Annotated in this window: 19 protein-coding genes and 1 other RNA gene; 12 read left to right on the plus strand and 8 right to left on the minus strand. The window is 66.4% G+C overall.

From position 1 onward, the window contains the following. Positions 1-10: 10 nt before the first annotated feature. Genes ABGX75_RS13645 through ABGX75_RS13660 form a run of 4 tightly spaced genes read right to left on the minus strand, consistent with a single transcriptional unit; the run spans position 11 to position 3,771 of the window. The gene (locus tag ABGX75_RS13645; RefSeq protein WP_347410496.1) at positions 11-1,105 is read right to left on the minus strand and encodes an ABC transporter substrate-binding protein; all 1,095 of its coding nucleotides are present in this window, start codon (positions 1,103-1,105) and stop codon (positions 11-13) included. Further along, positions 1,102-2,484, minus strand: coding sequence for a sensor histidine kinase N-terminal domain-containing protein (locus tag ABGX75_RS13650; RefSeq protein ID WP_347410495.1), 1,383 nt, complete (start codon positions 2,482-2,484; stop codon positions 1,102-1,104). The genes ABGX75_RS13645 and ABGX75_RS13650 overlap by 4 nt, the downstream gene beginning before the upstream one ends. Beyond that, a complete protein-coding gene (locus ABGX75_RS13655) occupies positions 2,477-3,184 on the minus strand; it encodes a response regulator transcription factor (RefSeq protein ID WP_347410494.1) in 708 nt (235 codons plus the stop codon). The genes ABGX75_RS13650 and ABGX75_RS13655 overlap by 8 nt, the downstream gene beginning before the upstream one ends. After that, positions 3,181-3,771 (minus strand): helix-turn-helix domain-containing protein, encoded by a 591-nt coding sequence (locus ABGX75_RS13660; RefSeq protein WP_110062385.1) that lies wholly within the window; start codon positions 3,769-3,771, stop codon positions 3,181-3,183. Before ABGX75_RS13660 ends, ABGX75_RS13655 begins: the two co-directional genes overlap by 4 nt. A gap of 199 nt (positions 3,772-3,970) precedes the next feature. Here ABGX75_RS13660 and ABGX75_RS13665 point away from each other — a divergent pair, with 199 nt between their 5' ends. From ABGX75_RS13665 to ABGX75_RS13675, 3 genes are read left to right on the plus strand one after another with little or no spacing between them, the layout of a single operon-like run. Continuing rightward, on the plus strand, positions 3,971-4,960 hold the full coding sequence (locus ABGX75_RS13665) for a tripartite tricarboxylate transporter substrate-binding protein (protein WP_011506752.1): 990 nt from the start codon (positions 3,971-3,973) through the stop codon (positions 4,958-4,960). Further along, on the plus strand, positions 4,957-5,412 hold the full coding sequence (locus ABGX75_RS13670; RefSeq protein WP_011506753.1) for a tripartite tricarboxylate transporter TctB family protein: 456 nt from the start codon (positions 4,957-4,959) through the stop codon (positions 5,410-5,412). The genes ABGX75_RS13665 and ABGX75_RS13670 overlap by 4 nt, the downstream gene beginning before the upstream one ends. Next, positions 5,412-6,926: a tripartite tricarboxylate transporter permease gene (locus ABGX75_RS13675; RefSeq protein ID WP_035410177.1), complete on the plus strand. Its 1,515-nt coding sequence runs from the start codon at positions 5,412-5,414 to the stop codon at positions 6,924-6,926. Before ABGX75_RS13670 ends, ABGX75_RS13675 begins: the two co-directional genes overlap by 1 nt. An 85-nt stretch (positions 6,927-7,011) precedes the next feature. On the opposite strand, the gene ABGX75_RS13680 is transcribed toward ABGX75_RS13675, so the two are convergent. Together ABGX75_RS13680 and ABGX75_RS13685 are read right to left on the minus strand one after the other, a co-directional pair. Continuing rightward, on the minus strand, positions 7,012-9,033 hold the full coding sequence (locus ABGX75_RS13680) for a hypothetical protein (RefSeq protein WP_011506755.1): 2,022 nt from the start codon (positions 9,031-9,033) through the stop codon (positions 7,012-7,014). Between the two features lie 33 nt (positions 9,034-9,066). Next, complete coding sequence (locus ABGX75_RS13685) at positions 9,067-10,290, minus strand: carboxylate--amine ligase (protein WP_035410173.1); 1,224 nt, start codon at positions 10,288-10,290, stop codon at positions 9,067-9,069. Between the two features lie 226 nt (positions 10,291-10,516). On the opposite strand from ABGX75_RS13685, the gene ffs reads away from it, so the two are divergent. The 7 genes from ffs to ABGX75_RS13720 all read left to right on the plus strand — a co-directional run bounded on the left by ffs (position 10,517) and on the right by ABGX75_RS13720 (position 15,906). Beyond that, positions 10,517-10,613: signal recognition particle sRNA small type (gene ffs, locus ABGX75_RS13690), an RNA gene on the plus strand. A gap of 199 nt (positions 10,614-10,812) precedes the next feature. Beyond that, complete coding sequence (gene dnaX, locus ABGX75_RS13695) at positions 10,813-12,984, plus strand: DNA polymerase III subunit gamma/tau (protein ID WP_110062377.1); 2,172 nt, start codon at positions 10,813-10,815, stop codon at positions 12,982-12,984. A 57-nt stretch (positions 12,985-13,041) separates the two neighbouring features. Continuing rightward, a complete protein-coding gene (locus ABGX75_RS13700) occupies positions 13,042-13,368 on the plus strand; it encodes a YbaB/EbfC family nucleoid-associated protein (RefSeq protein ID WP_011506758.1) in 327 nt (108 codons plus the stop codon). 3 nt (positions 13,369-13,371) lie between these two features. Beyond that, positions 13,372-13,983 (plus strand): recombination mediator RecR, encoded by a 612-nt coding sequence (recR, locus tag ABGX75_RS13705; protein WP_011506759.1) that lies wholly within the window; start codon positions 13,372-13,374, stop codon positions 13,981-13,983. 40 nt (positions 13,984-14,023) lie between these two features. Further along, on the plus strand, positions 14,024-15,151 hold the full coding sequence (gene rnd, locus ABGX75_RS13710) for a ribonuclease D (protein WP_347410493.1): 1,128 nt from the start codon (positions 14,024-14,026) through the stop codon (positions 15,149-15,151). A 12-nt stretch (positions 15,152-15,163) separates the two neighbouring features. Then, entirely contained in the window at positions 15,164-15,454 is a 291-nt protein-coding gene (locus ABGX75_RS13715; RefSeq protein WP_110062375.1) for a YcgL domain-containing protein, read from the plus strand. 5 nt (positions 15,455-15,459) lie between these two features. Then, positions 15,460-15,906, plus strand: a complete 447-nt coding sequence (locus tag ABGX75_RS13720) for a YcgN family cysteine cluster protein (RefSeq protein ID WP_011506762.1) — start codon at positions 15,460-15,462, stop codon at positions 15,904-15,906. Positions 15,907-15,998: 92 nt separating this feature from the next. Here ABGX75_RS13720 and ABGX75_RS13725 read toward each other — a convergent pair whose 3' ends face one another. Further along, positions 15,999-18,080: a prolyl oligopeptidase family serine peptidase gene (locus ABGX75_RS13725; RefSeq protein ID WP_110062374.1), complete on the minus strand. Its 2,082-nt coding sequence runs from the start codon at positions 18,078-18,080 to the stop codon at positions 15,999-16,001. Positions 18,081-18,128: 48 nt separating this feature from the next. Between ABGX75_RS13725 and ABGX75_RS13730 the strand changes: the two genes are divergently transcribed. Together ABGX75_RS13730 and ABGX75_RS13735 are read left to right on the plus strand one after the other, a co-directional pair. Next, positions 18,129-18,569 carry a hypothetical protein gene (locus ABGX75_RS13730; protein WP_110062373.1) on the plus strand — a complete coding sequence of 147 codons (441 nt, stop codon included), beginning with the start codon at positions 18,129-18,131 and terminating at the stop codon, positions 18,567-18,569. 72 nt (positions 18,570-18,641) lie between these two features. Continuing rightward, positions 18,642-20,435: a vWA domain-containing protein gene (locus tag ABGX75_RS13735; RefSeq protein WP_110062372.1), complete on the plus strand. Its 1,794-nt coding sequence runs from the start codon at positions 18,642-18,644 to the stop codon at positions 20,433-20,435. 88 nt (positions 20,436-20,523) lie between these two features. Here the strand turns inward: ABGX75_RS13735 and cysK are convergent, their stop codons facing one another. After that, a complete protein-coding gene (gene cysK / locus ABGX75_RS13740) occupies positions 20,524-21,495 on the minus strand; it encodes a cysteine synthase A (protein ID WP_011506766.1) in 972 nt (323 codons plus the stop codon). Positions 21,496-21,710 lie beyond the last annotated feature (215 nt).

Consider the following 21,710-nt stretch of genomic DNA (forward strand, 5'->3'; position numbering starts at 1 on the left):
AGGCCCGCGTTCAGGGCGCATTGTCGCTCAAGCGCGTGTACTCGCGTTGCCAGCGCTCGAGCAGAGAGTGGCGCTTGAGAGCGTCGAGCGTTGCCAGCAGGCCGGGATCGATGGCGATCGGATGGATCGCGTCGCCCAGCGTGCGGCGCAGTCCATGGGCGGTCTCCGGCCCTTCGAGGTCGGGATGTACCGCGCCGAGCGGTGTCTTGTCGCGTATTGCCTGCTGTCCCTGGCGACTCAGCAGGTAATCGAGGAAGCGCCTGGCGGTCTCCGGATGCGGCGCCCGTTTGGGGATCAACGCCAGCCGCTGCATCACCAGGGCGTAATCGTCGGGAATGACCATCTCCAGCTGCGGGTGGCGCGCCACGACATCGCGGGCATAGGAACCGAGCAGGTTGTAGCCGATGTCGTAGCGTCCCGCGATCAGGCCGTCGAGCATGTCGCCGGTGGTATCGGCCAAGGCGGCCTTCACGCCGCCCAGCGCGGCCACCAGCTCCCAGTAGCGCGGCGACATGTGCGAATCCGCGGTGGCGTAGGTATAGCCCGCGCCGCTACGCCACGGATCGTAGGTGACGACACGTCCCGTGAGGCGCTGGCGCTGTTCGGTGAGCAGTCGCAGCAGTGCCTCGTGGCTGTCCGGCGACGCGTCGGACGCGATGGCGTCGCGCCGGTAGACGATGACCACCGGCTCGAAGGTGATGCCGAACAGCTCGCGTCGCCAGCGGGAGGCCTGAGGCCAGGCTCGAGCCTCGGCGGTGTCGAGCGATTGGGCGTAGCCGCGGTTGGCGAGCTGATATTGCCACGGCATCGCCGACGACATGACGACATCCGCCGAGGTGGCGTCCGCGGACATGAAGCGGCGGTAAAGCGCCAGTGTGGTCAGGTTGCGATAGACCAGTTCGATCTCGGGATGACGCGCCTGGAAGTCGGCCAGCAGCGGTGCCATCAGGTCGCTGTCCAGCGCACCGTGAATCTCCAGGGGCTGCGCGGGGGCCTGCGTGGCGGGGTAGTGCAGGACCTGCGGATCGGCATGGCAGGCCAGGGAGGCCGTGAGTCCGGCCCAGGCGAGCACGGCCAGTCCGCACAGACGGCGTAACGGCGTCATGATGTTCCCTCCTCGCTGAACTGCAGTCGCACGCACAGCCCGGGCGGCTCGGCGTGGGGATGGGCCGGCGCCAGGCTGAGCCGTGCCCCGTGCGTGCGGGCGATGCCGTCGACGATGGCCAGGCCGAGCCCCGAGCCCTGGCCGCCCTCGATGCCGCGATGGAAGGGCCGCAGCACCAGCAGACGCTGACTCTCGGGAATGCCGGGGCCGTCGTCCTCGACCTCGAGCCGCGTGGGACCTTCGGTCACGCGCACCGTGATGCGCCTGGCACCATAGCGTCGGGCGTTGTCGATCAAATTGGCCAGGGCCTCGGCGAGCTGCCATTCCACTGCCTGCTGCATCACCGGATGCGCGGGCACTTCCACGCCCAGGTCGATACCGTCGCGATGGCACTGGGTCCAGGCATCACGAACCGCCTGCCGGGCGGTGTGACAGAGGTCGATGGCCACCGCTTCGGGGGTCGCTTCGGGATTGTTGAGGCGTGTCAGCGAGAGCAGTTGCGATGCCAGGCGCGCGGTCTTGTCGGCACTGCCGCGCATGACGTCCAGGGCGGCATGCCAGGCGCGCGGGTCGTCCTGACGCAGGGCCAGCTCGGCGCGTGCCGAGAGCCCGGCCAGCGGAGTGCGCAGCTGGTGAGAGGCGTCGCCGATGAAGCGTTCCTGGTTGGCGCGGACACGACGCATGCGGGCCAGCAAGTCGTTGAGGGTTTCGCGCAGCTCGGCCAGCTCGCGGGGCAGTGCCAGATCGAGCGGCGCCAGGGTGCGCGGGTCGCGGGCCCGGATGGCGCGCCGCAGGCGGGTCAGCGGCATCAGCGCCATGCGAATCCCCAGCAGCACCACGCCGATGGCGAGCAGGGCCATGGCGACCAGACGCAGCATGCTGCCCTGGAACAGCGATTGGGTTAATGCCTCGCGTCCCTCACGGGTGTGGGCCACGCGCACCTCGAAGGGCTGGCGATTACGCCAGCCCTCGAGCTGCGACCGCCGTATGCCCAGGCGCAGGGCCATGTCATGCCACTCGATGTCGGCGAAGCGCATGTCGGCGGCGGTGTCGTCGAGCGCCGGCAACTCGGCGTTGCCGCTGATGAAATTGCCGTTGGCATCGTAGAGCGCGTAGAAGACGCGTTCCTCGGCCTGGGAAGCCAGCATCTTCAGGGCTGCCGGCGGCAGGTCCATCCACAGCTGGCCTTGCTGACGCTTGACCTGCTCGGCGATGGCCAGCGATGCCGCTTCCAGCAGGCGGTCGAATGCCCGATCGGCGGTATCGCGAGAGGCCATGTAGGCCTGGGCCAGCACCAGACTGCCGAGCAGCAGCATCGGCACCAGCAGCCAGACCAGCAGGCGGCGGTAGAGGCTCGGCAGGGTGGCCGACTCATTCACCGTCGCGCTCCTGCGTGTCGCTTTCCAGCACGTAGCCCAGGCCGCGTACGGTGCGCAATGTGAGCGGGGAGGCCGCCAGGCGGCGACGCAGGCGGTGGATATAGACCTCGATGGCGTTGTCGCCCAGCGTGTCGCCGCTGAAGACTTGCGTGAGCAGATGCCCCTTTTCCACCGGCTCGCCCGCGTGGCGCATCAGATAGACCAGCAGCCGTTGTTCGCGGGGTGGCAGCTCCAGGGGGGTGCCGTCGAGGGTGAAGCGTTGCGTCAGGCCATCGAAATGCAGCGGGCCGACGTGCAACTGGGGGCTGTCATCGTGCTGGCGCCGGCGCAGCAAAGCGCGAACCCGGGCTTCCAGCTCGTCCAGGGCGAAGGGCTTGGCCAGGTAGTCGTCGGCGCCGAGGTCGAGCCCCTTGACGCGATCCTCGATGGCTCCCCGCGCGGTGAGAATCAGCACCGGCGTATCGCGGTCGTGACGGCGCATGGCCTCGAGGATCTCCAGGCCGCCGCGCCCCGGCAGATTGAGGTCGAGCAAGACGAGCGCCTGGCCGTGTCCCGGGGCGGCCAGGCGCGCGTGGGCGCGGTCGCCGTCCTCGAGTGACTCGACGCGATAGCCGGCCAGGGCCAGCGCATCGTGCAGCGTGCCGGCGAGCAGGGCGTCGTCCTCGACGAGCAGCAGGGCAGGCATGGTATCGGATGTCATGGCGGATAATCCTGCAGTTCATGGCGGTGCAGCTGCGCCACGGCATCCTGCAATGCGCGACGCGCCTCGCGCGCGGGCAAGCGCCCCTGGGGGCCGGAAAGGCTCAACCAGTAAGCGGTGTCGGGCAGCGCCTGACACAGCATGCGCCCGCCGGGGAGCGTCAGGGAAGGCGTGTCGCCTTGACGTTGCCAATGCTGGCCGGGGCGCAGCGTGTGGCGCAGATCGCTTTCCGGCAGCACGCTCAGACGGCACTCGACGTCGTTTCCGACGAGCGCCAGCAGCGCGGCGGTCTCGCCGGTTTGCCGGCACAAGGCATCGAGCGTGGGCATGACCAGGTCGGCGAGCTGACGCGAGGGAGCATGACGTCTGCCCAGCCGCGCCGGTGTCGTGCCCAGGCGGTAGCGTCCTCGTCCGTCGCGTTGCACGTAGTCGAAGCGTTCCAGCGATCCCAGAAGACGCAGCAAGGTGCTCTTGTAGAGAGCCGTCGCGTCGGCCAGCTCGGCCAGGGATAGACTGTCGCGCGGTGTATCGAAGGCTTCCATGACCGTCAGCGCGCGTTCGACGGCTTCCACCCGATCCTGCGCCATGGCGGGACTCTCCAGCGATTCGTGCCGCCTGCACGGCAGCATTCAACTTTAGTCGCGAACGGCGTCTTGAGCGTTGACGCTCGTGTCCGACATGCCTAGTTTTCCGCTCAAGGGAACGATGTTCTGCCTTACAGAACTGTAAGGTAAATGTCAGGTTGCCCGCAACCCATTTCAATCTCGTGCAAGGGAGATAACAACAATGGCTTTCAAGACGCCGCTCAAACTGGTCATGGCCGCTGCGCTGACATTGGGTGCCAGCAGCGCCATGGCATTCGAACCGTCCGGCAAGGTCGAGTGCATCGCGCCCTCCGATCCGGGCGGCGGCTGGGATTTCACCTGCCGCAGCGTGGGTAACGTGATGGAAGAGCTCGACATGGTGCCGGGCAGCGTGCAGACCCTCAACATGGCGGGGGCAGGCGGCGGTGTCGCTTACGCGCACACCGTCAGCAAGCGTGCCGGCGACGACCATCTGCTGGTGGCGGCCTCCACGGCGACCACCACGCGCCTGGCGCAAGGTCAGTTCCAGGGGCTGGACGCCGACATGGTCAACTGGATCGGTGCTCTCGGCGCCGACTACGGTGTGATCGCCGTCTCCAAGGACTCGCCGTACCAGAACCTCAACGAGCTGATGGAAGCCCTGAAAGAAGACCCGCGCTCGGTGAAGTTCGCCGGTGGCAGCGCCAAGGGCGGCTGGGACCATCTCAAGGTGCTGATCGCGGCGCAGGCGGCGGATGTCGATAACCTGCCCCGGATTCCGTATCTGTCCTACAACAACGGTGGCGAGGCCATGACTCAAGTGGTCGGCGGTCATGTCGATGCCTTCACGGGCGACATCACCGAGGCTCAGGGCTTCATGGAATCCGGCGACCTGCGTGTGCTGGCCGTGCTGGCCGATGAGCGCCTGCCCGGCGAGTTCAGCGACATCCCCACCGCCAAGGAACAGGGCATCGATGCCGTAGGCCCGAACTGGCGCGGTTTCTACATGCCGGCGGACATCTCCGACGAGGCCAAGCAGTACTGGGTCGATGCCGTCGATGAGCTCTACGCCAGCGACGAATGGAAGAAGGTCATGAAGAACAATGGCCTGATGCCGTTCCATGTCAGCGGTGCCGAGTTCGAAGAATTCGTCCATCAGCAGATCCAGGACATTCAGTCGCTCTCCAAGGAAATCGGGCTGATCAAGCAATGACCCAACGCAACGACCGTATCTGCGGTGTGCTGCTGCTCGTCCTGGCCGTCGCGTACGGCTGGGGCGCCACGCAGTTTCCGGAACCGTTCGGTGGGGCCGAGTCGGTCGGCCCCGAGACTTTTCCCAAGGTACTCGCGGTAGTGCTGGCGCTTTCCAGTCTTTATCTGATCGTCAAGCCGGACCCGGACAACGCCTGGCCCAAGGGGCGTATCGTGCTGGAGCTGGTCATCGCCGTGGCCGTGCTGATCGCCTACACGCTGCTGCTCCAGCCGCTCGGGTTCATCATCGCGACGCTGCTGGCGGTGGGCACCTTGTGCTGGCGCATGGGGGCGGCACCGATGCGTGCCTACATGACCGGCGCGGTTGCCGGCGTGGTGGTCTACCTGCTTTTCACCTACGCCCTCAACCTGGCCTTGCCATTGGGCGTGTTTAGCGTCCTGGAGGGAAGCTGATGGAAACTCTGGGCTATCTGATCGACGGGTTCGGCGTCGCCCTGGCGCCGCACAACCTGATGTTCGCCCTGATCGGGGCCTTTCTCGGGACCCTGATCGGCGCATTGCCGGGGCTGGGGCCCGCCAACGGCGTGGCGATCCTGATTCCGCTGGCCTTCACGCTGGGGCTGCCGCCGGAAACCGCGCTGATCATGCTGACGTCGGTCTACGCCGGTGCCATGTACGGGGGGCGCATCTCGTCGATACTGCTCAACATTCCCGGCGACGAACCGGCGATGATGACCTGTCTCGACGGCTACCCGATGGCCCAGAAGGGCAAGGCCGCCGAGGCATTGGCGATTTCGGCGATCGCGTCGTTCATGGGCAGCTTGATCGCCACGATCGGCCTCATCCTGCTGGCGCCGCTGCTGGCCAAGTTCGCCCTGACCTTCGGGGCGGCGGAATATTTCGCGTTGTTCGTGCTGGCCTTCGCCACCCTGGGCGGCATCACCGGCAAGAATCCGATCAAGACGGTACTGGCCGCGGCCCTGGGCCTGATGATCGCCACGGTGGGCATCGACTCCACCGGCACGCAGCGCTACACCTTCGGCGTGCTGGAACTCTATGAAGGCGTCGACTTCATCATCGCCATCGTCGGTCTGTTCGCGATCTCCGAGTTGCTGTTCTTCATCGAGGACCGTGCCGGTGGCGGCAAGGGACCGATGAAGGTCAACAAGCTCACGCTGTCCTTCAAGGAAGTCCGCGAGATCATGCCGTCCAGCATCCGCGGCGGCATTCTCGGCTTCATTGCCGGTGTCCTGCCCGGCGCGGGCGCCTCGCTGGGCAGCTTCATCGGCTACACTCTCGAAAAGAAGGTGGTCGGCAAGAAGGGCTACTTCGGCGAGGGGGATCCGCGCGGCGTGGCCGGTCCCGAGGCCGGTAACAACGGGGCCTCGAGCGGTGCGCTGGTGCCCATGCTGACTCTCGGCGTGCCGGGCAGCGGCACGACCGCCGTGCTGCTGGCGCTGCTGATCTCGATGAACATCACGCCGGGCCCGCTGATGTTCACCCAGAATGCCGACATCGTCTGGGGCGTGATCGCGGCGCTGTTGATCGGCAACTTCCTGCTGCTGCTGCTCAACATTCCCCTGGTGGGCATCTTCGTCAAGCTGCTGTCGGTACCGCCCAAGTACCTGCTGCCGATCGTCACCATGGTGGCGTTCGTGGGCATCTACTCGATCAGCAACTCCGCGTTCGATCTGTACTTCATGGTGGCCTTCGGCGTGTTCGGCTACTTCCTGCGCAAGCTGGAAATTCCCATGGTGCCGATCATCCTCGGGTTGCTGCTGGGCCCGGAGATGGAGAAGAACCTGCGTCACACCCTGGACATCGCCGATGGCGACTGGACCGCGCTGTGGGGCAGTGGTCTGGCGATCGGTCTGTGGGTCGTGGCCTTCGTCGGCCTGGTGCTGCCGTACATCGTCGGCCCGATTCTGCGGCGGCGCATGAATGCCGCACAGCAAGGCGCCGAGTAAGCGCACAGCCGCGCGCATCACACCGCAAGCGAGATGTCAGCCGCCCCGGACGGATCCCCGTTCGGGGCGGCTGTCGTTGGTGGGGTCAGGACGGCGAGCAATGCGCCTGCAGTTCGGTGGCGGGGACCCGGTCGGCGCCCCAGCTGCGGTAGACGTGACCGATCACCCGGTCGAGTTCGGCCTGGGAGACGTTGGCCAGCTCGCCGTGTTCCAGCGGATCGTAGTGAAAGATGTACAGTCGCGAGGCGAATTGCTCGAAAGGTAGCGAGGCCTCGCCGAAGCGCTCGCCGCAACCGGCGGTACTGACCTTGACGCCGTCTCCCCAGTCCTGGCCGCTGTCGTTGTTGGGGTTGAAGAAATAGGCGCGCATCACGTCCTGGGGGTCCAGGTTGACTCGCAGCAGGGTGATGGCATGCCAGCCGATGAAGCGTGCCGCGCTGTCGGTCACCGCGATACCGGCGGGTTGCGGATGGATCAACGGCTGGTTGCCGTTGTAGTAGGGGTGATAGCTGGCATAGAAATGACGCAGGAACGCGTCGAGCTCGTGGAGCTGGCCGGTTTCCACGTCGACGTTGATGCGAAAGCCGCGCCCGGCCCACCAGCCATGGAACTCCGGATTGACCCAGCGGTGGGGATCGCCTTCGCGGCCCGCGCAGCGCCGCCCCATCTCGGCATAGATGCGATCGAGGTGCGGTACCACGATCAGCGAAACCGGATCGAGGTCCAGGGGCAGGGTCGTGGCCACGCCCGACAGGCTGGCCATCGACGACAGCGGCATGCCCTCGAAATGCATGACGATCTCGTCGTCGCGGGCCGCCCAGGTCACCATCTGCAACAGGTAGTCGGGATCGTTGTAGGCCCATATCGACAGCGCGCGCGCCGACTGGCAGGTCGGGTTGTTGCCCTGACCGACCCCCAGCGGGAGTCCGAGCATGCACAGCACTCCCTCCAGCAGGCGCGCGCGGGGCGACGCGGTGTCGCCATAGGCCATGCGGATGCGTTCCTGCGACCAGGACGAGATCGGCAGGCTGATCTGCCGCCACAGCGCGGGCGCGAGCGGCTGCTGATAAAGGATGCCCCGTTCGAGCATCAGCGCCAGCCCGTACACTGCCTGGGGCGTCTCGGGAAAGACGCTTTCCTCGATGAGCGCCTGCACCAGCTGCCGGTAGCAGAGCAGGCAGTCGCGCCCGGTGGCCGACAGCCCCAGCGCCTCGGCCAGCAGGTGGTCCCCCTGGTCGAGCAGGTGGCGCAGCAGTACCGCATGATAGGCCGAGACCAGCCCGGTATCGTGCATGGCGCGAGCGAAGCCGGTGGCTTCGTATTGGAGAGCGCCGCTGTCCATCGCTTGCAGGCGCTCCAGGTAGACCGCGACGCCGGGATCCTCGCGGGATGCCTGGGTCGCCCCGAACAGGCTGCTGACCAGGCGGTCGGCGCCCTGACCGCTGGCTCCGAGGTCGATGTCGGGGTCGGCCTGGCAGATGGCGATCTGCGTGATCATGCGCTTGATCGCATCGACCTGGATCGGGCGTTGCTGCAGGATGCGCCAGATCTCGTCGATCAACTGGTCGATCACATGTTCGTAGCCGATGGTCTCGGCCAGATGTGCGAACAGCGAGCGGGTCAACTGTGCCAGACGGCCCTGGGTTTCGCGCTCGGCCTCGCTGGGCGTGCTGAACAACAGCTCGAGATTGAGCGCCAGCACCTGGGTGAGGTAGTGGTGTGCCTGTTCCGCGGAGATCAGCGCATGGGCGTAACGGCCCTGGGCCACGGCGAGCAGGCGTAGTTCGCTGAGCGCCTCGAGCACCACGATGTCGCTCTCCGCGCTCTTCAGCGAATATACGGTCAGCGAGGGCACCAGGATCTGCGGCTTGGCCCAGTCGGAGCCGTCGAAGGTGCCGGCGGCCTCGATCGCCTGGGCGCGGGGCTCGATGGCCGCGGCACCGCCGGGTTGCAGCAGCACCTTGCGGGCGCCGTCGAAGACCCGGCGCAGCTTGCCGGGCTTGGCGAAATCGGGGGCATGGGCGAGAATCTCGACCGCTTCGTCGAGCTTGGCCAAGGCGGCCTCCAGCCTGGCGCCATCCGGTGCTTGTTCGTCGTGGCTCGTCACAAGGGCTCCTTTTGCCCAGGAGTACAGGCGCGATTATACATAGAAGTCCAGGTCTTCCTGACGCTTGAGCAGATCGCGCATGGTGTGGGGATCGTCGCCGAAGAAGTACAGAAGCCCCCAGTGCGTACCGAAGGCCGTCCGCTTGGTGACGGTTTCCTCGAGCGGCGCGGTCAATTCATGGGACTCGAAGTAGGGATGATCCTCGGTTTCCTCGGGCATCTGCAGGCGGCTGACCACGCGCCGGCGCGGATAGACCCCGAAACAGCCGGCGACCCCCTTGGCGTCGACCACTTCGCGGGGGAAGAAGTCGGTGATCTCCTGCTCGGTGGTCTTGGGGTCGAAGGCCAGGATCAGGCCCTGGTAGGCATTGAAGCCGTAGGCGCGCTCGAGCAGTTCGAAGACCTTGAAGCCGGGCGGGCGATAGGCGACCTCGCCGAAGTACATTTCCCCGTCGCTGGTGACGAAGTATTCCGGATGGACGAACCCGAAATCGATATCGAAGGTCTTGATCAGCTTCTCGATCTGACGGGTGATCGACTCGCGATACTGCTCGAGTTCCGGTGTCGCCGGGACGAACACCGAGTAGCCGAGGGTCACGTATTCGGAAATGTTGAGAAAGCGGATCTTGCCGTCATGGATCCAGGCCTCGACGGCGAACTCCCAACCATCGAGGTGGGATTCCATGAGCACCGGAAATTCTTCCTCGGGGATGGTATCGACTTCGTCCGGGGTGCGGATCACGCGATGCCCCAGGCACCCCGCCTTGTCGAAGGCCTTGAGGTGAATCGGGTCGTTGGGATCGCCGTCGAGCTTGAGCAGGGTCTGGTTGACGCGCTTGAGGAAGCGGATCACATCTTCCTTGTCGTGGGCTTCCTCGAAGATGCCCACGCGGATGCCGCCCAACTGGGCACGGCGCTTCATCAGCGCCTTGTCGCGCAGCAGCAGGGCCTGGCCGTAGAGGCGCGGATTGTCGAGCAGTACCGAGTTGATCGCCCCGGCCCACTCGACGGTTTCCTCGTACAGGGGAATGGCGACGTCGACGCCCATGTCCTTGAGCGTTTCGGCGATTTCCATCGAACGGTCGTTGAGGCGCTCGAAATTCCAGGGCACGTAGGGGATTGCGTGTTCCTTGCAGTAGTCTTCCGCCCACTCGGGGGCCACGACCACATAGCGGCGGTCGAAGTTCTCGGCGGCTTCGACGGCGTTGAGGCTCCAGCCCAGTAGCGCGATATGTCCCTTGTCGGGGGATTTTTCCATGGTCATTCTCCTTGAACGCGGGAAGGGGCCGTGCCTTTCCAGCCTAGCCTATAATGTCGAGTGGGCGTTGGATTGTTTGATGCCTTGCCGACCGGCGGACACGCTGTTATAGTGCTGCGGCGTTCGAGGCAAGTCATTGAAAGCGCATGGCGTTTTCCTCATGTTCGAACGTTTCGGTGGCGACCTTTGGCAAGACGCTCGTCAACCGGATGCACTGTGGTGGCCCCGTCGGTCCTCCCGCAACGCTAAGCCGCGAACCCCGCCAGGCCCGGAAGGGAGCAACGGTAGTGGTGGATGCGTGTGCCGGGATGTGGCTGGCGGGGCTGCCTCCATTCTGGGCCCGTGCCGGGTCATCTCCCGTCTCGCCTCCCGCCGTGTCGCCGCCAGTGATCCCATCTTGGCTCGCCCCTCGTCGAAGTCTCCGCTAGCCGCTAGAATGGACGTTTCAATGGGTTCCCTCCGTACCGAGCGTTCGGTGCTGCACGTGGGAATCGGCCCGATCTGCAAGGACATCCTCACGGTATGAGTTACCAGGTTCTGGCCCGTAAATGGCGCCCGCGCACGTTTCATGAACTGGTCGGCCAGGAGCACGTCTCGCGCGCGCTGGTCAACGCGCTCGATCAGGGGCGTCTTCACCATGCCTATCTGTTCACCGGCACGCGCGGCGTCGGCAAGACGACGCTGGCGCGGATTCTCGCCAAGTGCCTGAACTGCCGGCAGGGCGTGACCTCGGTGCCGTGCGGTGAGTGCGAAACCTGCCGGGAGATCGACGAGGGGCGTTTCGTCGACCTGATCGAGGTCGATGCCGCCTCCCGCACCAAGGTCGAGGATACCCGCGAGCTGCTCGACAACGTGCAGTACGCGCCGACCCAGGGGCGCTACAAGGTGTACCTCATCGACGAGGTGCACATGCTTTCCACGCACAGTTTCAACGCACTGCTCAAGACGCTCGAAGAGCCGCCGCCCCACGTCAAGTTCCTGCTGGCGACCACCGATCCGCAGAAACTGCCGGTGACGGTGCTTTCGCGTTGCCTGCAGTTCACGCTCAAGAACATGCCGCCCGAGCGCGTGGTGGGGCATCTGTCGCATATTCTGCAGGCCGAGTCGGTGGCCTACGACGAGCAGGCCTTGTGGCTGCTCGGCAAGGCGGCCGATGGGTCGATGCGCGATGCCATGAGCCTGACCGACCAGGCCATCGCCTTCGGGCAGGGCGAGGTGCGTCATGCCGATGTCGCCGCGATGCTGGGCACGCTCGATCACCGCCATCTGCTGGCGCTGGCCGAGGCGCTGGCCGAGGTCGATGCCGCGCGCGTGCTGCAGGAGGTCGCCAGCCTGGCCGAACAAGGGCCGGATTTCGGCGGCATTCTCGATGACCTGGCGGGCATCTTCCACCGCCTGGCGATCGCCCAGATGGTGCCGGATGCGCTGGACAACGGCCACGGCGACCGCGATACCCTGCTGCCCCTTGCCGCGCGCTTCACCGCGGAGGACGTGCAGCTCTACTACCAGATTGCCCTGCAGGGACGCGGCGACATGGAAAGCGCGCCGGACCCGCGCACCGCGCTGGAAATGACGCTGCTGCGCATGCTGGCGTTCCGCCCCCAGGGCGTGCCCAAGCCGCCGCAGACGCCGTTGCCGATTCGTGGCGCGGCGGAAGGCCAGGCCACAGCGAGCACCCCGACGGCGGACGCGCCCGGCCAGCCCGCGGCGGCGCCGAGCCAGCCGTCGCCTGCCGACACGCCGCCGCCCGCTGCCGATGCCGCGCCGGCCCACCCGCCGTCGCGTCCCGATACCCAGGCTCCCGTCGCCGAGGAAGAACATGGCGCCGCGGCAGGCGCCGATGCATCGTCTGCGTCGCCCGCAGACGAGCCAGCTGCCCCGGGGACGTTGGAATCCGAGTCGTTCGCAACGCAGGCATTTGACAACGAGCCGCTGGAAAGCGCACCGCCTGACATCGAATCGGCCGTTGCCGCTCCCCCCGAGCCTGCCGCGCCGGTGACGGAGGCGGTGCCGCCCGTGGCCGACGCCCAGGCGACCGCCGCCGAGGACGCGCTCGAGGACGCGCTCGAGGACGAGGCGCAGCGCCAGGCGGATGCCGATGGCGCCGTCGACGTGGACGACGCGCCCCCCTGGGTGCTCGACGATGCCCAGATGCCCGCCGACGAAATATCGGCTCCTCCCGAGCCGCCGAGCGCGCCCGACGCGCCGGCCACGGAGGTTGCCGAGGATGCCGACGCCCCGGCGCCCACGGCACAGGCGCCTGCCGTCGCCACGCCCGACACCGGGGCGTTCGATCATGCCCGCTGGCTGGCCAGCTTCGCGTCGCTGGGACTGGGCGGGCTGACACGCAACCTGGCGGCGCATTGCATCGTCGAGGAGGACGACGGCGATACCTTGACGTTGCGTCTGGACCCGTCGCAGTCGGCGATGCTGGCGGACGTGCACGTCGAGCGCATGACCAAGGCGCTGGCCGAGCAGGGCGTGGCCCGACGCTTGAACGTCACGGTGGCGGCGATTCCCGAGGGCTGGGAAACGCCGCGTGCGCAAGGCGAGCGGCTGGCGCAGGCACGTCATGCCCAGGCGGTTGAAGCCCTGCGCCGCGACCCGCATATTCAGATGCTGGAACAGGATTTCGGCGCTCAGCTGCTCGAGCGCAGCGTCACCCCGAGCGACGAGGCCGCCGCCCGGCGGTAGGCCGTGCCAGGCGTCATCGGCGACCTGGATATTGTCAAACCCCTTGAGGATACGATCATGATGAAGGGCGGAATGGGCAACTTGATGAAGCAAGCCCAGGAAATGCAGGAAAAGATGCAGAAGATCCAGGAGGAGATCGCCGAGACCGAGGTGACCGGCGAAGCCGGTGCCGGCATGATCAAGGTCACCATGAACGGCCGTCATGACGTCAGCCGCGTGAACGTCGATCCCTCGGTCATGGAAGAAGACAAGGAACTGCTCGAGGACTTGCTGGCCGCCGCCGTCAACGACGCGGTGCGCAAGGTCGAGGAAACCTCCAGGGGACGCATGGAAGAAGCCACCGAAGGCATGAACTTGCCGCCGGGCTTCAAGATGCCGTTCTAAGCGATGGCGTTTTCTCCTCTCGTCGATCAGTTGTTGGAGACGCTGCGCGTGTTGCCCGGGGTCGGCCCCAAGACCGCGCAGCGCATGGCATTGCATCTTCTGGAACGCGACCGTGACGGCGGTCGCCGCCTGGTCGCCGCGCTGGGCGAGGCACTGGAACACGTCGGCTATTGCCAGCGTTGCCGGACGCTGGCCGAGACGCCGCTATGCAGCATCTGCGAGGATGCGCGCCGCGATGAAGGCCTGCTGTGCGTGGTCGAGTCGCCCGCCGACATGCTGGCCATCGAGCAGGCCGGCGGGTTTCGCGGTCTCTATTTCGTCCTGCATGGCCACTTGTCGCCGCTGGACGGCATCGGCCCCGAGGACATCGGACTCGATCAGCTCGATGAGCGACTCGCGGGCGGCAGTGTCGAGGAAGTGATCCTGGCCACCAATCCGACCGTGGAAGGCGAAGCGACGGCGCATTACATCGCCGAGCAGCTGCGGGGCACCGGCGTACGGCTGTCGCGCCTGGCATACGGCGTGCCCATGGGGGGCGAGCTCGAATACGTGGATGGCGGCACCTTGAGCCGTGCCTTCAACGGCCGCCTGCCGTTTGCGCAAGAGTCGAGCTGATCGCGCCGTCGATAACCTTACCGTCAATAAAGGAAACGGGATGACCCCGAACTTCGAGATTCGCTGGGTGGCAACGCCCGGCGCGCTGGATGACGCGTGCGACGCACTGGCCGGCGCCGAGTGGCTGGCGGTGGACACCGAGTTTCACCGCGAATCGACCTTCTTTCCCATTGCCGCGCTCGTGCAGCTGTACGCAGGGGGCGATGCGGTCTACATGGTCGATCCACGGGCCGTTTCGGCCAGCCCGGCGCTGCAAGCGCTGCTGAGCGCATCCGGTCCTCTCAAGCTGCTGCACGCCAGCGGCGAGGATCTCGAAGTACTGGAAAGCTGGGCCGAGGTCGGTGTCGCACCTATCGCCGACACCCAGGTTGCGCAGAGCTTGCTGGGCACCCAGGCGTCACTGGGTTATCAGCGCTTGGTCGAGCATTGGACGGGCGATGTCCTGCCCAAGGAAGAAACGCGCTCGGACTGGTTGCAACGCCCGCTGTCGGACGCGCAGTTGCAATACGCCGCGCTGGACGTGGTCTACCTGCCGCGTATCTGGGAGGCGCAGCGTGACGCCCTGATGAGCGAGGGACGTCTGGCCTGGCTGGAAGAAGAATGCGCACGTCTTTGCGATGCCAATCGTCGCGACGTGAACGCCGACGAGCACTGGTACCGTCGCCACCGCCAGTTGTGGCGTCTCGAGCCGCGTCAGCTGGCGCTGTATCAGTCGCTGACGCGCTGGCGCGAAGGCGAGGTGCGTCGGCGCGACGTGCCACGTGGCTGGCTGGCGAGCGACAAGGTGCTGTTCGCGATCGCCATGGCGATGCCGCGCAACCGGCATCAACTGGCAGCCGTCGAAGGCGTCCGGCCGACCTTGATCAAGCATGACGGCGATGCCCTGCTGGAGATGGTGCAGACCGCCGCTCACCTGGAGGAAGATGCCTTGCCGCGTGCCTTGCCGGCACCGCAGTCGCCGGCCTTCAAGTCACGGCTCAAGGCGCTCAAGAGCGTCGTCAACCGCGAGGCCGAGCGTCTGGATATCGCCCCGGAAATGCTCGCCAATCGCCGTGATCTCGAGGCGCTGGTGATGGCCGACCTCGACGGGGTGCCGCTGTCGCTGCCCCAGGGATGGCGCGGCACGCTGCTCGGCGACGCATTCACCCAGGCCCTGGCGGACCACTGAGAGGCTGCGACGATGACGAGACGTCTGTGTGAAATCTTCAAGAGCCCGCGCCGCGACGAGATGTACCTGTATGTGGACCGTGCGCGTGGGCTGGCGGATGTGCCCGAGGCGCTGCTCGAGCGGTTCGGGAAGCCGGTGCCGGTGACCGTGTTGATGCTCAGCGAGGACAAGCCCCTGGCGCGTGCCAAGGCGAGCGACGTGCTGGCCGCCATCGAGGCGCAGGGGTTCTATCTGCAGATGCCGCCGGCGCGCGAGTCCTACCTGCTGGACCTGTATCGGGCGCCCACCGAGGGATGGTACTGATCGCCATGCGTGAACGTTTCTGGGAACGCCATACCCTCGACGAACTGGACGACGAAGAGTGGGAAGCGCTCTGCGACGGCTGCGGATTCTGCTGCCTGCTCAAGCTCGAGGATGACGAAAGCGGTGACATCGCCACGCTCAACGTCGCCTGTCAGCTGCTGGATACCGACACCTGCCGGTGCAGTGATTACGACAATCGCTTCCAGCACGTGCCCGGGTGCACCAAGCTGACGCGCGACAACCTGTCGGCATTTCGCTGGTTGCCGGCGTCATGCGCCTATCGTCGGCTGGCCGAAGGACGCAAGCTCGCCGCCTGGCATCCCTTGATCGCCGGGGACGCCACGCGCATGCATCGCAAGCAGAAGAGCGTGCGGCATTTCGCGGTCAGCGAGCGTGACGTGTCGGACGACGACCTCGAGGATCACATCATCGATATCATCCCCTGTCAGTAGGGCGCTCCGTGTCAAGGCACGAGCGTCCGTGCGCCAACGCCTTGCAAGAAAGTTGCCGGCCCCGCCTCCGCGGGGCCGGCGTCGTTCTGGCGTCAGGTGGCGGCAGTCTCGGCGAGGCCCAGTGCCCAGAGGATGAAGGCATCCTGGCGGGCATTGTCGTGCCAGGCCTTGAATCGGCCCGAAGCGCCGCCGTGCCCGGCCGCCATGTCGGTGCGCAGCATGATGGGACGGCGCTCGGCGGCGGGGAGCTGGGCGACGAGCTCGGTCAAGCGTGCGTACAGCTTGGCCGGCTCCCAGTAGGGAACGCGGGAATCGTGCCAGCTGCCCTGGAGGAAGAGAGTGGGGTAGGGCCGCGCGACGAGGTTGTCGAGCGGCGAGTAATCGCGAATGCGCCGGTGCGCCTCGGGCTCGCTGGGATTGCCCCACTCGCTGTACTCCGCCGTGGTCAAGGGCAGGTCCGGGTTTTCCATGGTGCGCAGCACGTCGACGAAGGGCACGTCGAGCACGGCGGCGCAGAACGCCGTGGGGTCGAGATTGAGGCTGGCGCTGACCAGCAGGCCGCCGGCGCTGGCGCCGTAGGCGGCGATGCGTTCGCCATCCGCGATGCCGTGTTCGACCAGTGCATGCCGTGCGGCCAGGAAATCGCGGAAGCTGTTTTCCTTGTGCTCCAGCTTGCCGGCGAGATACCAGGGTTCGCCGCGATCGCCGCCGCCGCGAACATGGGCGACGGCGAAGGCCACGCCGCGTGACAGCAACTCGAGACGTGCCACCGAGAACCACGGATCGAGCACTTCCCCGTAGGCGCCATAGCCGTAAAGCAGCGTGGGCATGGGCCCCTGTTCCCAGAGATCGTCTCGCGCCACCACGGAGACCGGAATTCGCTCGCCGTCGTGCGCCTCTGCCCACACGCGCCGGCAGACCAGCCGTTCGGGGGGCAGGTCGCCGTAGACCGGCTGAACCTTGAGCAGTCGGCGGGCGTCGCTGTCGAGATCGTGCTCGATCCAGCGTGACGGCAGGGTGAACGACTCTTCGTGCAGCCGCAGCAGGCGGGTATGGAAATCCGGTGTGTCGCCCAGCATCAGGCTGCACGGGGCCTCGGGCAGGGGCAGCCGGCGTCGGGTCGGCACCGGCGCGTCGAGGTCGAGCACGCTGAGATGGACCTGGGCTTCGCGATGATCGCGCTCGGTGATGACCAGTCCCCAGGCGAAGGCGTCGATGCTTTCCAGAGTCAACTGCGCATCGTGCGCCACCAGCGGATGCCAGGTATCGGGCGCCGTTTCGTCGGCGACATCGAGCCGGAAGTGCGGTGCGTCCTGGTTGTGCAGGATGTAAAAGTGCCCGGGACGGTGCTCGAGGGCGTATTCGATGCCCTTGATGCGCTCGCGAACGCAGCGCGGTGGCACATGCGGGTGCGCGGCAGGCACCAGATGGCATTCCGAGGTGTCCTTGGAGGCGGTTTCCAGCACCAGCCATTCACGCGAACGCGTCTTGCCCACGCCGACCCAGAACTCGGGGTCCGTCTCGCGGAAGACGCACGTAGTCTCGCCGCTTTCGATGTCCAGGCGCCAGACGCTGTCAGGGCGTTGGGTATCATCGTAGCGGGTGAAGAACAGGGTGCGATTGTCCTCGGCGCAGCACAGCTCGGGGCCGATGTCGGTCAGCAGGCGCCGTGGCGTGCCATCGGGCAGCGCACGATGAAAGAGCGTGAAATACTCGTCGCCACTGGTGTCCTCGGTCCAGGCGAGCCAGTGTTCATCGGGGGCGATGGCGATATCGCCTAGTTCCATGAAGGCCTGCTCGCTGGCGCGTGCCTGGAGGTCGAGCACGCATTCGCGGCGTGACGGTACCTGATTGGGGTGACGCCACCAGACGGGGTAGTCGGCGTCGCGGGCCGTCTCGCTCCAGTAGGTGTAATGGTCGAGCGGCGTGCCGAGTCCTTCGACGGCCAGTTCGCGTCGCGCGAGATGGCCGGAATAGAGCGCCTCGACCAGGGGCGCGAGGGGGGCGGACCATTGCGAAAATTCCTGGTTGGCCTGTTCGAGAAAGGCCACGACCTCGGGGTCGTCACGGTTTTCCAGCCAGTGCCAGTCCGGATCTTCCTTGCGTTGGAAGCGTGCCACCGGCGAGAGTTGTGTCGCGTCGTGAAGCGCAGGGATGTGCGGCTGTGCTTTCATGTGCAGCGGTGTACCATGTCGAGGAAAGATCGAACGCGAGAGGACGCGATGCTGATTTCTGATTCCCTGCCACAATTGTGGCTGAGTTACCTTGTATTATCGCTGCTGGTGCTGGTCACCGGCTACCTTGGCGTGGGCTTTTTGCCGCGCCTGCCGCGCTGGGTCGTCACCGGCGTGGTCGCGGGCATGCTGTGGGCCGTGGCGCCGTTCACGTCGCCCTTGCTGGAGGAAGGCGAGCATTATTCCGGCCTGGCGCCGGCCGTCGTCGTGACCGCCGTGGGCGTCTTGCAGGGCGATGGCGGCCAGCTCGCGGTGGCCACGCCGCTCCTGTTGATCGGCATGGCGCTGGGCGGCGTGCTGGGCGCATTGCTGTGGGTCTGGCGCCGGCGTCGCGACAACGGCGACAGCGGTGGCACCTCGCATGGCGGCGGGCGCGAGGCCTCGCGTGGCGACGACGCGCCGCAGCGTCGCGAGCCAGTGCTCAACTGAGGCAGGCACCGACAACGCCGTAGCTGACAACATAGCATCACCAAAAAAAGCGGTATTGAATAAGGAAGGGTCATGCGAGCGCTGTTCGCCTTATTGCTGGTATGCGTCGGCGGTCTGATGTCGTCGCCGGGATGGACGCAAGACGCGACGCCCCCGGATGTGCGCATGATTTTCGACGTCTCGGGCAGCATGAAGGCCAACGATCCCGCCAACCTGCGTGCCTCGGCGCTGCAGCTGGCGGCGGCGCTGCTGCCGTCTCAGGCGCGCGGTTCGGTCTGGACGTTCGGTACGCAGGTGCGCAACCCCTTGCCCGACGGCAAGGTGGATGCCGAGTGGCGGCGGCGTGCGCGCTCGCTGTCGCCGCAACTGGTCGATTACCAGCAGTTCACCGATATCGAGCAGGCGCTGCGCGAGGCCAGCCAGGCAGCGGGCGGCAAGCGCCACGTGATCCTGCTGACCGATGGCATGGTCGACCTGCCCGGAAGCGGCGAGGTGAAGCGCAAGCGTGATGCGGCCTCGCGCGAGACCTTGATTGCCTCGCTGGCGCCCGAGCTGGCCACTCAGGACGTGGTGGTGCATACCATTGCACTCTCGCGCAATGTGGACCGCGACCTGCTCGAGCGCATGTCGCAGTCCACCGACGGCCTGGCAGCAGTGGCCGAGACGCCGGAAGAACTGCTGCGCGCCTTTCTCGATGTCCTCGAGCGCATCGTGCCCAGCGACCGGGTGCCGCTGGAGGACGGCCGCTTCGACATCGACCCCGAGGTCGACGGTTTCAACGCCTTGCTGTTCCACGACCAGGACGCGCCCGGTGCCACGCTGGTGGGCCCGGATGGCGAGCGTTACACCCGCGACGATCATCCCGACGACATTCTCTGGCAGAGCATGCCGCGTTACGACCTGATCCGGGTGCCCGATCCCGCTGCGGGGGAATGGCATGTCGAAGGCCAGGTGGGCGGCGACAGTCGGGTCACCGTCGAGTCGCCGCTGACGTTGCGCACCGAGACCATGCCGACGTCCTTGTACCTCGGCTTCGACACGCCGCTCGAGGCCTGGTTGTCACGCGAGGGCGAGACACTCGTGGGCGATGCCATGCCCGAGGGCATGCGGATGCGCGCCGAGCTGCGCGATCTGGACGACGCGACGCTGTCGTCGACGACGCTGACCGCGGGAGAGGACGGCCATTTCACCGGGACCCTGCCGGCGCCCGAGCAGGAGGGCAACGCGCGTCTGGTGGTGACCGCCGAAGGCCCCACGCGCGTGCGCGAGCGCGTTCAGGGGGTCAATGTCATCCCTCCCTTGGCGGCTTCCCTGAACGACGATGCCACCACGGTCATCCTCGAGGCTCAGCACCCGCGACTCGACGCCGATAACACCCGGGTGTCGTCGAGCGTGCTGGGCGAGTCGCTGGACGTGGAACCGGTCGGGCCGAAGACATGGCACATTGCATTGCCCGACCTCGATCCGCATCAGTCGGTCCCGCTGGAACTTACGCTCGAGGTGACGCTGGATGGTCGTACCTGGTCGATTCGCCTTCCCGCGCTGCGCCTCAATCCCGATGCGCGCATCGGGCTTTCCGGCGCCGATGTCGGTGCCGCCCCGTCAGCGGAGGCCTTGCCGGACACCGGCGAGGAACGCACGGAAAGCGCCGAGGAGGGCGAGCGCAACCTGAGCGAGATGGCGGGTGCTTTATGGCACAAGGCCGGTGATGAATGGCAGGCGTTGAAGCCGCATGTCGCCCCTTATGCCAAGCGTCCGGCGACCTGGGCGGCGTTGGCCGCGCTGTTGCTGGCGGTAGTGGTACTGTCGGTCATGCGCCGGCGTGCCCGGCGCCGTCGGCGGCGTCGCCGCGAACCGCACGTCTAGGGCATGATGCACGTACCGCTGGTGACCCTCTCATGGCCCCGGTGACGATACCGGGGCGCATGCGTGCTGCACGAGCCATGCGGGGGCGTCAGGGGGTGAGCTCCTGCTCGGTGAACACGTTCTCGAACAGCGGGCCGCTCAGGTAGCGCTCGCCGCTGTCGGGCAGCACCACGGCGATGGCCTTGTCGGCGAAGGCGGGGTCGTCGGCCAGCCGCAGTGCCGCGACCATCGCGGCCCCGCAGGAAATGCCGCACAGAATCCCTTCCTCGCGCATCAGGCGTTGCGCCATGGCCATGGCGTCTTCGCTGGTGACGCCCTCGACCCGGTCGACGAGCCCCAGATCCAGATTGGCGGGAATGAAGTTGGCGCCGATGCCTTGGATCTTGTGCGGTGCGGGCTGGATTATCTCGCCGCGAAGCGCCTGGGCGATGATCGGTGACTCGGCGGGTTCCACCGCCACCGACAGCAACGGTCGGGCGCGGGTTTCCTCGAAGTAGCGCGATACACCGGTCAGCGTGCCGCCCGTGCCGACGCCGGCCACCAGGACGTCGAGCTTGCCGTCGGTGTCGTTCCACAGCTCGGGACCGGTGGTGTCCTCGTGAATGCTCGGGTTGGCAGGATTCTCGAACTGCTGTGGCATGTAATAACGCTCGGGCGCGGCGGCGAGCATGTCATTGGCCTTGTCGACGGCGCCCTGCATGCCTTTGGCGGGCTCGGTCAGGACGATCGTGGCGCCCAGTGCCTTGAGGACCTTGCGCCGCTCGAGGCTCATCGAGGCCGGCATGGTCAATGTCACCGGATAGCCTCGCGCCGCGCCGGCGAACGCCAGGGCGATGCCGGTATTGCCCGAGGTGGGCTCGAGAATTTCCTTGCCGGGCGTGAGCAAGCCGCGATGCTCGGCGTCCCAGATCAAGTTGGCGCCGACGCGGCATTTGACCGAAAACGCCGGATTGCGGGCCTCGATCTTGGCGTACAGACGCGGATGCGACGTGAGACGACGAATCCGTACCAGTGGCGTCTTGCCGATGCTGGCGCTGTTGTCTTCGAAAATGGCGGCCATGAGTGCTCCTGTGGCGCGGCGCCTTCTCACGAGGCACCTTGGTATTGAACGATAGTTTTAATCGTCTGTTTTAATGCGGGGCGTCCTGTTATAACGGGAACGTCCCGTCGAATACGATTGTCCGAATATTGTCGAACGGTCTTTCATGATGCACGTCAAGGGGCCTGGTGGATATGTCGACGTGGCCCTATCTTGTAAAGAGACGGATCGCGAAC

The sequence above is a fragment of the Chromohalobacter sp. genome (assembly GCF_039830575.1).
Taxonomy (GTDB): domain Bacteria; phylum Pseudomonadota; class Gammaproteobacteria; order Pseudomonadales; family Halomonadaceae; genus Chromohalobacter; species Chromohalobacter israelensis.

Coding starts and splice junctions, on each gene's coding strand:
- ABGX75_RS13645 (WP_347410496.1), bottom strand. CDS start 1,105: ATGACGCCGTTACGCCGTCTGTGCGGACTGGCCGTGCTCGCCTGGGCC.
- ABGX75_RS13655 (WP_347410494.1), bottom strand. CDS start 3,184: ATGACATCCGATACCATGCCTGCCCTGCTGCTCGTCGAGGACGACGCC.
- ABGX75_RS13660 (WP_110062385.1), bottom strand. CDS start 3,771: ATGGCGCAGGATCGGGTGGAAGCCGTCGAACGCGCGCTGACGGTCATG.
- ABGX75_RS13665 (WP_011506752.1), top strand. CDS start 3,971: ATGGCTTTCAAGACGCCGCTCAAACTGGTCATGGCCGCTGCGCTGACA.
- ABGX75_RS13670 (WP_011506753.1), top strand. CDS start 4,957: ATGACCCAACGCAACGACCGTATCTGCGGTGTGCTGCTGCTCGTCCTG.
- ABGX75_RS13675 (WP_035410177.1), top strand. CDS start 5,412: ATGGAAACTCTGGGCTATCTGATCGACGGGTTCGGCGTCGCCCTGGCG.
- ABGX75_RS13685 (WP_035410173.1), bottom strand. CDS start 10,290: ATGGAAAAATCCCCCGACAAGGGACATATCGCGCTACTGGGCTGGAGC.
- dnaX (WP_110062377.1), top strand. CDS start 10,813: ATGAGTTACCAGGTTCTGGCCCGTAAATGGCGCCCGCGCACGTTTCAT.
- ABGX75_RS13700 (WP_011506758.1), top strand. CDS start 13,042: ATGATGAAGGGCGGAATGGGCAACTTGATGAAGCAAGCCCAGGAAATG.
- recR (WP_011506759.1), top strand. CDS start 13,372: ATGGCGTTTTCTCCTCTCGTCGATCAGTTGTTGGAGACGCTGCGCGTG.
- rnd (WP_347410493.1), top strand. CDS start 14,024: ATGACCCCGAACTTCGAGATTCGCTGGGTGGCAACGCCCGGCGCGCTG.
- ABGX75_RS13715 (WP_110062375.1), top strand. CDS start 15,164: ATGACGAGACGTCTGTGTGAAATCTTCAAGAGCCCGCGCCGCGACGAG.
- ABGX75_RS13720 (WP_011506762.1), top strand. CDS start 15,460: ATGCGTGAACGTTTCTGGGAACGCCATACCCTCGACGAACTGGACGAC.
- ABGX75_RS13725 (WP_110062374.1), bottom strand. CDS start 18,080: ATGAAAGCACAGCCGCACATCCCTGCGCTTCACGACGCGACACAACTC.
- ABGX75_RS13730 (WP_110062373.1), top strand. CDS start 18,129: ATGCTGATTTCTGATTCCCTGCCACAATTGTGGCTGAGTTACCTTGTA.
- ABGX75_RS13735 (WP_110062372.1), top strand. CDS start 18,642: ATGCGAGCGCTGTTCGCCTTATTGCTGGTATGCGTCGGCGGTCTGATG.
- cysK (WP_011506766.1), bottom strand. CDS start 21,495: ATGGCCGCCATTTTCGAAGACAACAGCGCCAGCATCGGCAAGACGCCA.